Below are 12,874 nucleotides of genomic sequence, written 5' to 3'. Positions count from 1 at the left end.
GCGGACCGTCTCCATCTCCTCAGGTGTCACACCCGAAAGAAGATCACAACCTATCCGACAACGATCACTTGGGGTACCTAACAAAGCCCTACTAGGCGCCAGTCGATGAGTCCGCGACTGAAGCAGGAGAACCGGCGAGCAACCAAGCGGCAGCCGCACGGGCGGGTGGGCACGCACCCGCTGGCGCTGACCGGCTGCCAGAATCGGGCCGCTTCGCCGCCCTTGCGGGACCCGGCGCCGTCAGCGGAGCGGGCCCAGGTGGCCGTTCCCGCCGGCCCGCTGGGCCGCTGGGCCGCTGGGCCACTGGGCCGCTGGGCCGACGCCGGAGCCCAGGGGCTCCGGCCCTGTGGTGCGCCGGTGCGCGGGGTGGCCAGGCGGTGTGTTCGCGGGCGGCCGGCTGTTCCCAAGGGGTTCGGTCGGTGTTCTCTGGTGTGCCGCAGAATTTCGGGTGGAGGTGTTCTCGCGAGACGGCTGATTTCGTCTCCTCGACAACCCTCCCGATAGCCATGCCGCTGGCTCTTCGGCGGGCATGCTCGCGCACTGGGAATATCTTCTGAAGGCTTTCCCTTTCGACTTCTCCACGGGATCTGTTTTATCGGGCTGGCCCGGAATGCACGAAAGGGCACCGTGGTGGAGTGGCCACGGTGCCCTTTCGTCGACAGTTCAGTGCCGGTTCGGGTATTTCCTGGCGTGGATGAGGCGGATCTCCCACCAGGGGTCGTCCGGCTTCTCCTTCCGGGCCCGGCGCTCCTCGCGTGGGGTGGGTTTGGGCAGGAGGAGTCTGCCGAGCCCGTTGTTGCGGCGGGCGAGGTCGCAGGAGGGGCACTCCACGGCCTCGGCGGGGGCTTCCTCGGTCAGTTCCAGGCCGGAGCCCGGTGTGCCACCGAGGGGGCCCTTGCAGGTGTAGCAGGGCCAGCGTGCGGCGTGGGCGTCGCGCACGGCCTGCTGCTTGCGTTCCCGCTCGGCCTTCCAGGCCTTGGTCTGGCAGCCGCCGCAGAGGCTGGTGCCGTCACTGGGCCTGCCGGTGTGGATCTCGTCGCAGCGGCGGTTGCAGCCCGGACAGCGGGTCGCTTCCAGCCGCTGGTGGCGGGCTTCGCGTTCGGCCTGGTGCTCGGCGTCGAGGCAGGCCTGGACGCGGGCGGTGTACTCGGCGTGGGCGAGGGCGTCGGTGAGGGTCTGCCACTGCCGGCCGCCGAAGCGCCACCAGATCGCGGCGTGCGGCCCGTTCTCCTTCAAGTCGTCGAGGTGGCAGGCCAGGGTCGGGATCCGCCCGGTGAAGTCGAGCGGGTCGTGGCGCGGCGGGGCCCAGTGCCGGGCGGTGAGGTCCTGGACCTTGGTGATGAGGTTGTTGAGGCCGCGGGTGCCTGCGCGCCGCCGAGGACCAGGGCGATGGGCGGCAGGCTGTGGGGGCTGGCCATCGGGTACGTGCGCCGCCAGGTCGGCAGCTTCTTCGCGTGGCTGTGGTGGCCTTTGTGCTTGGGGTCGTTGTAGGTGAGGGCGAAGTACTCGGCGTAGCGGTCGAATTTGGCGGCGATGACGTCGGGGGTCTCGTTGTGGAGGTCGACTTCGACCAGGAGCACGGGCACGTTGTCGGTGGGTGCGGTGAGGACGGCGTCGGCGAACTGGTTGCGGTCGCCGGGCAGCGGGTGCGGGGCTTCGGTGGTCCAGTCGGCGATCCGGCCGATCGACTTGCCCGGGGTGGCGGGGCTGGTGAACGCGACGATGGTGTCGTTGACGGCCATCGCGTGTGGGGCGCCGGTGGTGCGGCCGACCGAGCGGGCCCGGCCGCCGATCTTCCGTTCGGAGGGCAGCGTGGACTTCGCGGCATCCAGGCCCAGGTCGGCCAGCCCCCAGATCACCGCCCCGGCCCCCGGCGGCCGGACGGGCCGGCGCTTCGCCGCGCGCACCGGTGACAGCCCGGCCGATCGGTCGCTGTCGGGCGGCTCCGGCTGCCTCGGGAGACCGGAAGTGCTGCCACGCTGCTCGGCCAGCTTGTTCTTCGCGAGGTCACGCAGCGCCGAGGCCACGGTGTTCGGGTGCTCGTGGTCGGGCCTGGCCAGGAGCCAGACCTGCTTGACCGTGGCGACCTTCAGCACACCCAGCATCTGAAGCACGCTGTGGCGCAGCGGACCCGTGCTGCCGTTGGGGTAGGCCTTGGCGCGGACGAACGCCGTGCGGGTCTTCGCTGCCGGCCGCTGTCCCTGTCCCTCGCCGTCGTGGCTCATCGCTGGTGCTCCCCGCGGTCGGTGATCTTCCTCCTTCGATACCTCATGCCACCGACAGTGCGACCCGGGCCCACCATCGCCCGCCGCCGCCCCGTTCGTCGTTCAGCCTGGTCATCGAGCGGGCGCGGCCGACCGGCCGGAGAGGAGAGGGGCCAGGCAGCGGCCCTGGAGCGCGCAAACGCCGCACGCCCCAGACCCACCGCCAACAACCAACCACCCACAGACAAGGACAAGGGGCACAGAGGGGTTGCCGGGGTTTCGGCCGGCCTTGATTCGGGTGCCTGACCTGCGGAAACGCGATCGTTCCGATGGCGGCTGGTGGTCGGGGAGTTGGAGGGGGAACAGGTCAGGGAACAGGAAGGGGAATCCTGGGCCTCTGGCGGGGCGTCAGCGGAGCGGAATCACCGCTGACGGGCTCCCGGCCAGCGTACCCGCGCGGGGCCGGGACGGCGGCCGGGCTGGCGGCGGCCTCCCGGTCGAGCGGGGCGGCGTAGGGCTGTGCTGGGCGAGGTGGAACGCGTTTTCCAGGACGGCGGCGGGGGTGCGGACGTGGCGCAGCGCGGCGATGGGGGGGCGGCGGCTTGCTCGGCGGGCCCTGGGGCGGGCTGTAGGGCGTCCGGGCGTGCCGGGGTACCGGTCCCCAGCACGCCGGTGCGCGCCACCGGTCCAGCGGCTTCGGTCTGAGCAGGGTCGTGGCCTGCCGGCGACGCGACCGCTACCCGCCCGACGGCTCACGCTGCCTCCGGGAGGAATCGCGAGGCCTCGATCCTGGGATTCCTCCCCGTCAGCCGGTCCGTCGTGGGTTAGCTGTAGTGGGCGAACACCCGGTCCCTCTCCGTCTCCCAGCTCCAACCCGGTTCGTCCCCGCGCCGGAACGGTGCGGTCTTGGCGAGCACCTCGAACTGTGCGGATGGCCGTTGGCTCTGCTTGTTCACCACGATGGCGGTCAGGATGACCGGAACGCCCCTGTCGGCTTCAACCCGGCACGCGGCCTCCAGGAGGTTGCTCATCAACGTGCCCCGGGGCGGGACCGAAAAGCCTGCGTCTCTCAGCGATTCGCTCAGCGTGCCGTAGTAGTCGGTCCGGCCTTCGGTTGCCCAGCCTTTGATGATCTCGACCATGCTGTCCCGGGCCGCGCACCAGGCGTCGGAGCCGTGCTTCAGCCGGGGGAATTGAGTGTCAGTCATCCTGGTATGGCAGCACAGGAACGGTGCGGGGCGGAAGGGCGTCGGCCGTCCAGCACGCGCTGGGCGCCACCAGGAAAAACAGCCCCGCAGGGTGGAGAGCCCCTGCCGTCCGGACCGTCACCCAAACTGTCAGGCGACACGGGACTGTCAGGGACTGGCGGCAGGACGTATCGCGTGCTCGGCCGCAGCACAGACCTTTGCCTTGACCGATCGGCGGCAGGTCCAGTGACACCCCGATGACCCGAGCTACTGACATCTCGTGTCGTTTCCACTGACAACTGGATGTCGTCCGACAGCGCGGGCCGCCGGCGGCCCCGGTGGGTGACCGGCCCCGGCCTCGGGGAACATCGGTACAGCGGTTGGCGCCGAGAAGGATCATGGTCGGATACGGCTCGGCGCAGGTTGCCGTAAGCCGTACCGACGGCTCCTGTCCCGGGGGTAGTGGGTTGGGGCTCAGCTGTCGGACTTGATGACTTCCATGGTGAGGTAGGAGATCACTCGGCTGACGCCGGGGATGGTGACGAGCTTGGTCATCTGGAAGACGGCGTAGGCGTCCGCGTCGGCGACGGCGACGCGGAGGAAGTAGTCGGGTACGCCGAAGACCCGGCGGACCTCGATGACCTCGTCGAGTGCGGCGACGGTCGTCTCGAAGTGCCGGAGGCTGTCGACGTCGGTGACGGAGACCTCGACGGAGACGATCACCTCAACTCCCCGTCCCATGGCTGCGGGGTCGACGATCGCCCGGTAGCCGGTGATCACCCCGCGCTCTTCCAGCCTCTTGAGCCGTCGCAGGCACGGCGGGGGCGTCAGCCCTACCCGCGCTGCCAGGTCGACGTTCGACATCCGCCCGTCCTGGCGCAGGTGAAACAAAATGTCGCGGTCGATCGCATCAAGAGTTTCATCATTGCCCATAACGGCGATTCTAGCGCGAAATCGGCAACCAAATGAGGCTCGTTATTTCCTAAAATTGCTCAGAGGTCAGTCAAGGCATCCGGTTTGTTGCGTCCCGCAGGCCGGCTTCGACTAGGAGACACCGATGAGCGCACGTTCCGACCTGGTTGCCGCGTGGCTGGAGCCGCGAGCTGAGGAGATGGTCGACTTCCTCACCCGCCTGGTCGCCGAGCCCACCGAGAACCCGCCCGGCACGGGCTTGGGCCGGTGCGCGCGGCTGCTGGAGGAGGAGATGCGCCGCCTGGGCCTGGAGGCCGAGCTGGTGGAGATCACCGGCCCGCACACCCTGGAGGAGCCGTTCATCGTGCGCGGCACCGCTGGGGAAGAGGGGAAGCTGCTGTACTTCCACGGCCACTACGACGTGGTGCCGGTGCAGGACCGCGGGCAGTTCACGATGCGACGCGAGGGCGGCAAGCTGTACGGGCGGGGGACGGCCGACATGAAGGGCGGCATCGTCAGCATGCTCTACGGGGCGGCGGCCGCGAAGGAGCTGGGCCTGACCGGGAACGGCCGCATCGTGATCCACCTCGTCCCCGACGAGGAGACCGGCAGCGTCGTCGGCGCCGGCCACCTGCGCGAACACGGCATGATCGACCCGTCCGCGGTGGCGATGGTGACCGGCGAGCCCAGCGGCACCAGCATCTGGAACGCCGCCCGCGGCGCCATCAGCCTCAAGGTCAGCTTCGAGGGCCGCGAAGCCCACGTCGGACAGGCCGCGTTCGGCATCAACACCTTCGCCCACATGGTCCACGTCGCCCAGCCGCTGCTGGCCTACGCCGAGGAGATGGCCGCCCGGCCCACCGGCTACACCATGGACCCCGACGACCCGACCGGGTCGATGGTCGTCGTCGGCGGCCTGTCCGGCGGCGGGTCGAACTTCAACGTCGTGCCCGCCGACGCCTGGTTCACCGTCGACAGCCGCTTCAACCCCGAAGAGGACCTGCACGCCGAACTGGAACGGATGCAGACCCTCATCCGCGACGCCGCCGCCGAGGTGGACGCGAAGGTCACCGTCGAGGTCACCCAGTTCCAGCCGCCCGCCGGCACCCCGGCCGACCACCCCGCCGGAGCCGCGCTGGCGGCCTGCGTCGAAGAGGTCCGCGGCGAACCGGCCAGGTTCGAGATGTGCGGAGGAATCCTGGAGAACCGCTGGTACGACCAGCTCGGCATCCCCGCCTTCGGCTACGGCGCTGGCCGCCTGGACGTCTCCCACGGCCCCAACGAGCACGTCGACGAGCAGGAACTCATCCGCACCGCCGCCGTCTACGCCCTCTACGCCGCCGACACCCTCGCCTGACCTCCCCCGTCCGGGCCGGACGGCCGGCTGCACGGCCGCCCGGCCCGCGCAGGGCGTTGGCCGAGCCGTTGGGGTTGTCGGCGCCGTGGTGCGGGGCGTCGTCCAGGAGGCCGTCGGCGGTGCTCGCGAATCACCTGATCGCCTGGTGGTGCTCCGCGGGCGGGCCCAGGATGAGCACTGATACTTTGTGTATAAGTTCGATTACGCGAGGTGATGATCATGTCCTTCTGTGAACCCACTCCCGCCCAGCGCGCCGCCGTCCTGGAGCTGGTCGCCGCCGACGCCCCCGCGAGCACGTCGCCCGAGCAGGCACCGGAGATGCTCGGCCTGCTGCTGCTCGCTTTGCTGCTGTCGGCCAACCCGACCAAGCGGGAGCCGGTCGAGGACGCGTCCGAAGGCGTCCTGCAGAGCCTGTCCTGCGCCATGGCGTTCTGAGCGAGCGGCTGGATTCCGCCAGTGACCCGTACCTCCGGTTGCGCGTCGGTCGAAACCGCGACGCACCTGTTGGCGGACGACATCGCCCGTGCCCTGAGCGGCGCGGGCGATGCGTTCCGTCTGGAACAACTCGCCGCCCGGCACGCCGAGGCGGCCGGACTGGGGGCCCTGCGGGCGCTCGGCACGGACGTGCTCGCGCCGTTCGTCCTGGACCGCCGCCCGCTCGCTCCCGCAGACGTCACGCTGCTCAGCGAGGCCGTGCGGGCCTTCCCCGCCCCGCTGCCGGCCGACCCCGCCACCGCGCGGCTGTGGGCGCTGCGCGACTGGGCACTCAGCCGCACCCTGGCCGACCTCGGAGTCGACGCGCTCGGCTGGGTCGGGCTGAGCGAACCGAGGGAACCGGCGGAGGACGAGTGCGCGCCGTGGCCGACCTGGACCGCCTCGCTCGGCCGGCTCTCCGCGCTGGCCCTGCCCGCCCTGGCGAGCCCGCAACGCGAGCAGGCCAAGGCCCGCCGGATCGACCTCGGACGCGGGCTCACCCACGCCCTGCTCCTGCGCGACCGGCTGCACGCGGCCCGGCTGGCCCGCTGGCTCGCCCTGGACGCCCGCACCCACCCGGAACCGCTGCTGTCGCCCGCGCTCGACCACCTCGACGCCCTCGCCGTCGACCAGCCGCGGGTGCGGTTGGAGACCACGGTCGCCCGCCGCTACCTCGACCAACCGGAGGCCGAGCGCTGATGGACCTCGCCGCGCTCACCATCCCCCACCAGATCGGCGCCCGGGCGCTGGCCTGGCTGGACTCCGTCCGCGGCTGCTTCGCGCTGCCACCCGACGCGCCCGCGCACGAGATCGACGGACCGAGCCTCAAGGCGCTGAGCGAGCTCGCCCTCGCAGCCTCGCTGGTCAAACGCGAGACGGTCGGCGGGCCCGACACCGCGCGCACCGCGGACACCCTGCTCAACTTCGCCTGGCAGCAGTTCCGCGCCGGCGACCTGCTCGACGAGATGCAGCGACACACGCCCTCCGCGACCCATCCGATGGAGATCTACTCCAGCTTCGCCGCGGCCGGCTACCGCCACCAACCACTGGAGGACGTGCTGGCCCACCTGGTCGGCACGCGGTCCGCCCGGGTCCCCGAGCACGTGCCGAACCGTCACCTGGCGGTGGTGGCCGCAGCGCGCCGGATCGGCCTGCCCGAAACCAGCGACCGCGCGGCACTCATCGAGCGCACCTGGCTCGGCGGCCGGCCCGAGCCGTGGATGCTCGACGCGAACAACGCCTACGGCGTCACACACACCGTCTTCCACCTCACCGACTGGGCCGCCGACCCAGACGGGCTGCCCGAGCACCTGCACGAGTACCTGCACCGCTGGCTGCCCGCCTGGGTCGAAGTCTTCGCCGCGACCCGCAACTGGGACCTGCTCGGCGAACTGCTCGCGGTGGGCGCCTGCCTGCGGCAGCCGCTGTTCTTCCCCACGGTCTGGCAGCTGCTGGCCCAGGCGCAGCGGAGGGACGGCATGATGCCCAACGGCATCACCAGGCCGCCGGACGAGCCCGAACGCGCCTTTCGCAACCACCACCACCCGACCATCGTGGCCGTGGTCGCCGGCACGCTCACCATCTCCCGGGCACTGACCACCGCAGGCGCGTCGGCATGACGGTCGACGCCGACCGGGCAGAACTCGCCGAACTGCTCACCGCCGCTACCGCCGAGCTCACCCGGGAGCCGTCGGTACCGGGCTTGGTGGTGGCCGCCGTCCGCGGCCCCGAGTCGGCGGTGCACTGCCAGGGGGTGCTGCGCCATGGCGGGGCGGCGCCGGTGGGCCCGGACACGCGATTCGAGACCGGGTCGCTCACCAAGACCTTCACGGCCCTGCTCCTGGCCGACCTGGCCGCCCGCGCCGAGGTCGGCTACCAGGAGCAGATCACCGCCTACCTCCCCGCCCACGCCCGACCGCGGCGCAGTTCGGTGACGCTGCTCGACCTGGCCACCCACCGCGGCGGGCTGCCTCGCCTGCCCCCCGGCTTCCTCCGGCGCGCCGGATGGCGCCTGCTCACCGACCCGTACGCGCGCTACATACTGGACGACCTCTACGCGGCCACCGCCCGCCTGCGCCCGACGTACCGGCCCGCGGCGGCCCGGTACTCCACCTTCGGCATCGCATTGCTCGGACAGCTGCTCGCGAACGCCACCGGGCAGCCCTACGACCAACTCCTCACGGACCGGATCCTGCACCCACTCGGACTGACCCGCACCGGCGCGACCACACTGGCCGACGACCCGACGGCGGCCAGCGGACACCGCCGCGCACACCCGGTGCCCTACTGGACCTTCCAGGCAATCGCCCCGGCGGGAGCACTGCACTCCACCGGGACGGACCTGCTGCGCTACCTGCAATCCCAACTGGCACCCGGCCAGGGCCCGCTGGGCACCGCCATCGCCCAGACACAACAGCCCGGACCGACAATCGACACCGGACCCGAGCAGTTCAGCCCCGGCTGGTTCTGCCGGACCCACAACGGACGCACCCGGTTCTGGCACTCAGGCGGCACAGGCGGATTCACCAGCTACCTGAAGTTCTGCCCGGACACCGCAACCGGCATCGCGGTCCTCGCCAACACCACACCAGCCAGACGCCAACACGCAATCTCCCTCGGACAGCGACTCTTCGCGCAACTGATGACGACCACCACCTGAGCCGGCGGTCGTTCCAGGACGAGCCGTGGTTCGGCTCGCTGCCGACGCTGACCGCGGCGGCGTGCGCCACCGAGCGGCTGCGGCTGGGGACGCTGGTGTCCTCGGTCAAGCCGCGTTCACCCATCGCGGCCTGACCTGCGAGAACACACTGCGGACGGTCCCTGGCGGCCCACTCGGGAAGAGCCCCCGGCAGGCCGCCACGGCCTTCGCCGCTCCCAGCAGCAGCTCCGCGCTCAGCGGAGTTGAGCTGGGGCTTCGGTGGCGAGCCGCTCGAAGACGGCGAGGTCGTTCTCGAAGATCGAGTCGGGCACCGGCCAGTGCAGCACGACCTCGTCGATGCCCAGCTCCTGGTAGGTGCCGGCCCAGTCGACGAAGGCGTCCAGCGACTGCAGCGGCTTCTCCGCGGTAGAGCCCTGCAGCAGCACCTTATTGAGCGTGGCGGCGTCGCGTCCGCGCTCCGCGCAGGCGGCGGCCGGCTTCTCCGGCTGCCCCGCGACCACGACCGGCACGTCCGCCGGGCCGCGCGGGTCGCCGTAGGTGACCCAGCCCTGCCCGTACTCGGCCGCCTGCTTCAGCCCGTGCGGGCCGGTGGCGGCGACGTAGAAGGAGACCCGCGGGGTCTGCACGCAGCCGGGGATGTTCCTGGCCTCGACTACGTGCCGTGCCGGGTGGTTCGGGGCTGGCTCCGCCCGGCGGCGCGGGCGGAACGGGGCTGCCGTTCAGGAGGGGAGGCGGCTCAGTGCTGCGGTGGCGATGCCTTCGATGTAGGTCGGGGCGTCGGTGGGCTGGCCGGTAAGCTCGACGATGGCGACCCTGGCGCCGCTGCGCAGGACCGCGACCCCGCCGCTGACGGCGCCGTCGCCGTTGTAGGCCGGGTACCAGTGGGCGGTGCCGCCGGTGACGGTCAGGGTGTGGGCCGCGCCGTAGTGCCAGTGGCCGGCGGGCTCGTCCTGGCAGTCCTGAACGAGCGCGACGAGCTGCTGCTCCCAGGTGGTGGCCGCGGTCCCGGTGGGGGCGCTCGCGGCCGACTCGAACAGTCGGCCATCGGTGTCGAAGGTCCAGGTCACGGACGCGTACGCGGTGGCCTTGTCCTTGGTCAGGTCACGCATCGTCTCCTCGCCGGAGCACGCGGACAGCCCCTGGCGTCCGGTCAGCGCAACGGTCGCGCCGACCGGGTTCAGGCCCTGCTGGAAGTCCTCGCTCTGGACGAGGGCGGCGGAGCCGAGTCCGGGCGCGGCGACCGCGACCGCAGCCGGGTGGGCGGCGACCGCGGTGCGGTGCGCGGCGTTGTGCGCGGCCCCGTCGGCGGTGGCCGACTGGGTGCCGACGACGCCGGCCGTGATCAGTGCGGCGGCGAAGCAGGCCGCGGCGGCGACCCGGTTGCGGCGAACGGACTTCTGCTGGACGGTCTGGTTCTCGGTCATCTGGTCCCCCTGCTGGTCGGGACGCCTGCTGCGTCCTCGTACAACCGGGGAGATGCCGCCGGGGAAGGGAAAGTTGGAGTGCCGACCGGCTGTTTCACAGCTGTGACAGAGCGGTCCTGACGACGCGGTCCATCGCGGCCGTCCCCAGGCAGGCATCGACCTCCAGCACCCCGTAGTGGCTGCCGCTGCGCAGCACGGCGATGCCGCCGCAGGGCTCCTTGCCCTCGGGCGCCCTACCGGTGGTGTTGAGGGATCCCTGATAGGTGCCCATCCAGTTCGCGGTGACGTCCGGGGCGAGCTGCACCGTCGTGGTCCTTCCGTAGACCCAGTGCCCTGGCGCTGCCTCCTGGCAGGGCACCTCCTCCAGCAGCAGGCGGTCGGCGAAGTTCTGCGCCAGGGAAGGGCTCCTGGTCTCGGCGGCGATCTCGCGGGCGACCTGGTCGACGCGGTCGGCGGCCAGCGTGGGGTCGTCCGGGGAGGTGCGGGGGCTGGTCATCAGTCCGCGGAAGTGGGCACCGCGCCCGCCCAGGGTCTGCGTGAGGGTCTTCTCGCCGGAGCAGGCCGCGTTGGCGTAACCCCCGTCGCCGTACCGGTCGGTGACGTGGATCCGCCCGGTGTCGACGTCCGGGCCGAACGCCGCGGGTTCCAGAAGGTTCGCGGTCGTCACTGGCCCGGTCGCACCGGTCGCACCGGTCGGCGAGGCGGAGCCGGAGGCCGAGGACGCGGGCGTCGGGACGGACACGCCGGGCGTCGCGGGAGCGGACGCGCCCTGGGATGCTCCGCCGAGCGCGGCACCCGAGCGCGCTGCCGGGTGCGCGGTGGCGCCGGGGGGCGGTGGCAGGACGAACCGGCCGGTCACCAGCCCGAGCGCGGCGGCTGCCACCAGGGCGGCGACGGCGGACCGGGGCCGGACGACGACGCGGCCGCCGCCCGCCGCGGGACCGCCGGTCACAGACCGGTGACCAGGCGCTCGCGCATGAAGCGGCGGGCCTGGTGGATACGGTCCTTGACCGTGCCCAACGGAACGTCCAGCGCCTCGGCCACCTGGACGTAGGTCAGGTCGCCCAGATCGCGCAGCACGAAGGACTCCACCAGGGTGGGGTGCTGCCGCTCCAGCGCGGCCAGCGCCTCCATCAGGTCGAGCCGGGTCCCGGCGATGACGCTGGTGGTGCGCGGGTCGACGGACTCGGGGAGGTCGGCGTGGCTGTCCTCGGCGCGCCGGCGCATCGAGCGGTAGGTGGACCGGGCGGCGTTCGAGGCGACCACCGTCACCCAGCCCAGGAAGGAGCCGTGGCCGCCGTACTCGCCCAGGTGCGTGCTGATGGACAGCAGCGCGTCCTGCGCGGCCTCCTCCGCGTCGGCGTGGTGGGGCAGGAAGCGCGAGCAGCGGCGCAGCACCACCGGCCGCAGCTTGGCCAGCAGGTACTCCATCGACCCCGGCTCCCCCGCCTGAGCAGCCGCCACGAGCCGTTCCAGCTCGCCTTCCTCGAACACCCGGATCCCCCCGTTTCGTCCCGCCTGGCATCCCACCCGTCGAACGGGAGTTCCGCACTCCCCCCGACTCCGGCAGAATGCTGCCACATGCGCAAGCTCGGCCGTTACCTCCTCCTGGAGCGGCTCGGAGCCGGCTCCTTCGCTACGGTCTGGAAGGCCTACGATCCGGAGCTCGACACCGAGGTCGCGGTGAAGGTGCTGGCCGAGAACTGGGCCGCCAACGCCGATGTGCGCGAGCGGTTCCTGGCGGAGGCGAGGCTGCTGCGCCGGATCGCCAGCCCGCGGGTGGTCCGGGTGTACGACGTCGGGGTGCAGGAGGACCGGCCCTACTTCGTCATGGACTACGTACGCGGCGGCACCCTGGCGGACCAGGTCGGGCAGTGCGACCCGCAGGAGGCGCTGCGGCTGGCCGCGGAGGCGGGCTACGCGGTCCAGGTCCTGCACGAGGCGGGCGTGGTGCACCGCGACGTCAAGCCGTCCAACCTGCTGCTCGCCACCGGCCCCGCGCCCGCCGCGGTGCTGGTGGCGGATCTGGGCAGCGCGAAGCAACTGGCCGACGCATCCGGGCTGACGGTGACCACGGGCACGCCCGCGTACATGGCACCGGAACAGGCCTTCCAGACCGGCGGGTTCGACGGGAGGGCCGACGTGTACGCGCTGGCCGTCGTGGCCTACGAGCTGCTGACCGGGCAGAAGCCGTTCGGCCCGGGCGGACGCGCCACAGCCCTGATGACCGACCAGCCGGCCGCCTCGACACTGCCGGCGCTCCCAGCCGGAACGCAGCTCCCACCGAACGTCGCCCTGCTGCTACGGGCCGCGATGTCCGTCGAGCCGGCGGACCGACCGCCGACCGCCCAGGCCTTCGCAGACGCACTGCTGGCTCCGGTCCCGCAGTCCCAGCCCCTGGAAGGCCCGGGGTGGCTGACCCCGCGCGCGGTCTGTCTGGCGTCGGGCACGGTGTTCACGGCGACAACCCTACTGAGCTGGCTGCAGCGTTGAATCCGACAGGGGGCCGGTCCGCACCGGCGGTCGTGTCCTAGTAGGGCTTTGTTACGTGCGGTGATGTGCTTTGGGTTCTGGGGCGGGTTGGCCGCATATGGAGCAGGCGCCGGTCCAGGTGGCCAGGAGGGCCTGGAGTTCGCGGAGGACCGCGTAGAGGGTCA

The 12,874-nt window shown here is 71.8% G+C and carries 13 protein-coding genes and 2 pseudogenes; 7 read left to right on the top strand and 8 right to left on the bottom strand.

Translation table 11 applies throughout. From position 1 onward, the window contains the following. Window positions 1–663: 663 nt before the first annotated feature. The 4 genes from ACIRRH_RS43290 to ACIRRH_RS43275 form a co-directional block, all read right to left on the bottom strand. Complete coding sequence (locus tag ACIRRH_RS43290; RefSeq protein WP_403078944.1) at window positions 664–1,236, bottom strand: hypothetical protein; 573 nt, start codon at window positions 1,234–1,236, stop codon at window positions 664–666. Further along, a complete protein-coding gene (locus ACIRRH_RS43285; RefSeq protein ID WP_403078942.1) occupies window positions 1,233–2,225 on the bottom strand; it encodes a replication-relaxation family protein in 993 nt (330 codons plus the stop codon). The genes ACIRRH_RS43290 and ACIRRH_RS43285 overlap by 4 nt, the downstream gene beginning before the upstream one ends. A gap of 803 nt (window positions 2,226–3,028) precedes the next feature. After that, entirely contained in the window at window positions 3,029–3,346 is a 318-nt protein-coding gene (locus ACIRRH_RS43280) for a hypothetical protein (protein ID WP_403078941.1), read from the bottom strand. A 519-nt stretch (window positions 3,347–3,865) separates the two neighbouring features. Continuing rightward, entirely contained in the window at window positions 3,866–4,324 is a 459-nt protein-coding gene (locus ACIRRH_RS43275; RefSeq protein ID WP_391989891.1) for an Lrp/AsnC family transcriptional regulator, read from the bottom strand. A 124-nt stretch (window positions 4,325–4,448) separates the two neighbouring features. Between ACIRRH_RS43275 and ACIRRH_RS43270 the strand changes: the two genes are divergently transcribed. From ACIRRH_RS43270 to ACIRRH_RS43245, 6 genes and pseudogenes are all read left to right on the top strand, one after another. Beyond that, the gene (locus ACIRRH_RS43270) at window positions 4,449–5,660 is read left to right on the top strand and encodes an ArgE/DapE family deacylase (protein WP_403078939.1); all 1,212 of its coding nucleotides are present in this window, start codon (window positions 4,449–4,451) and stop codon (window positions 5,658–5,660) included. Window positions 5,661–5,879: 219 nt separating this feature from the next. Beyond that, the gene (locus tag ACIRRH_RS43265) at window positions 5,880–6,095 is read left to right on the top strand and encodes a hypothetical protein (protein ID WP_403078938.1); all 216 of its coding nucleotides are present in this window, start codon (window positions 5,880–5,882) and stop codon (window positions 6,093–6,095) included. Between the two features lie 21 nt (window positions 6,096–6,116). Beyond that, entirely contained in the window at window positions 6,117–6,833 is a 717-nt protein-coding gene (locus ACIRRH_RS43260) for a hypothetical protein (RefSeq protein WP_403078936.1), read from the top strand. Further along, window positions 6,833–7,753 carry a DUF6895 family protein gene (locus tag ACIRRH_RS43255; protein ID WP_403078935.1) on the top strand — a complete coding sequence of 307 codons (921 nt, stop codon included), beginning with the start codon at window positions 6,833–6,835 and terminating at the stop codon, window positions 7,751–7,753. Before ACIRRH_RS43260 ends, ACIRRH_RS43255 begins: the two co-directional genes overlap by 1 nt. Beyond that, the gene (locus tag ACIRRH_RS43250; RefSeq protein WP_403078933.1) at window positions 7,750–8,793 is read left to right on the top strand and encodes a serine hydrolase domain-containing protein; all 1,044 of its coding nucleotides are present in this window, start codon (window positions 7,750–7,752) and stop codon (window positions 8,791–8,793) included. The genes ACIRRH_RS43255 and ACIRRH_RS43250 overlap by 4 nt, the downstream gene beginning before the upstream one ends. Further along, window positions 8,787–8,918 (top strand): annotated as a pseudogene (locus tag ACIRRH_RS43245) (LLM class flavin-dependent oxidoreductase); the annotation flags it as partial. The gene ACIRRH_RS43250 and the pseudogene ACIRRH_RS43245, both read left to right, overlap by 7 nt. A 108-nt stretch (window positions 8,919–9,026) precedes the next feature. On the opposite strand, the pseudogene ACIRRH_RS43240 reads toward ACIRRH_RS43245, so the two are convergent. The 4 genes and pseudogenes from ACIRRH_RS43240 to ACIRRH_RS43225 all read right to left on the bottom strand — a co-directional run. Next, window positions 9,027–9,443: pseudogene (locus tag ACIRRH_RS43240) on the bottom strand (LLM class flavin-dependent oxidoreductase); the annotation flags it as partial. 69 nt (window positions 9,444–9,512) lie between these two features. After that, window positions 9,513–10,217, bottom strand: a complete 705-nt coding sequence (locus ACIRRH_RS43235; RefSeq protein ID WP_403078932.1) for a hypothetical protein — start codon at window positions 10,215–10,217, stop codon at window positions 9,513–9,515. Window positions 10,218–10,311: 94 nt separating this feature from the next. Next, complete coding sequence (locus ACIRRH_RS43230) at window positions 10,312–11,169, bottom strand: hypothetical protein (RefSeq protein ID WP_403078930.1); 858 nt, start codon at window positions 11,167–11,169, stop codon at window positions 10,312–10,314. Further along, complete coding sequence (locus ACIRRH_RS43225; RefSeq protein ID WP_403078928.1) at window positions 11,166–11,711, bottom strand: RNA polymerase sigma factor; 546 nt, start codon at window positions 11,709–11,711, stop codon at window positions 11,166–11,168. The genes ACIRRH_RS43230 and ACIRRH_RS43225 overlap by 4 nt, the downstream gene beginning before the upstream one ends. An 87-nt stretch (window positions 11,712–11,798) precedes the next feature. Here ACIRRH_RS43225 and ACIRRH_RS43220 point away from each other — a divergent pair, with 87 nt between their 5' ends. Next, window positions 11,799–12,710, top strand: a complete 912-nt coding sequence (locus ACIRRH_RS43220; RefSeq protein ID WP_403078927.1) for a serine/threonine-protein kinase — start codon at window positions 11,799–11,801, stop codon at window positions 12,708–12,710. Window positions 12,711–12,874 lie beyond the last annotated feature (164 nt).

The sequence above is a fragment of the Kitasatospora sp. NPDC101235 genome (genome assembly GCF_044767505.1).
In the GTDB taxonomy this organism is placed as follows: domain Bacteria; phylum Actinomycetota; class Actinomycetes; order Streptomycetales; family Streptomycetaceae; genus Kitasatospora.
This window is presented reverse-complemented; position numbering and strand designations above follow the sequence as displayed.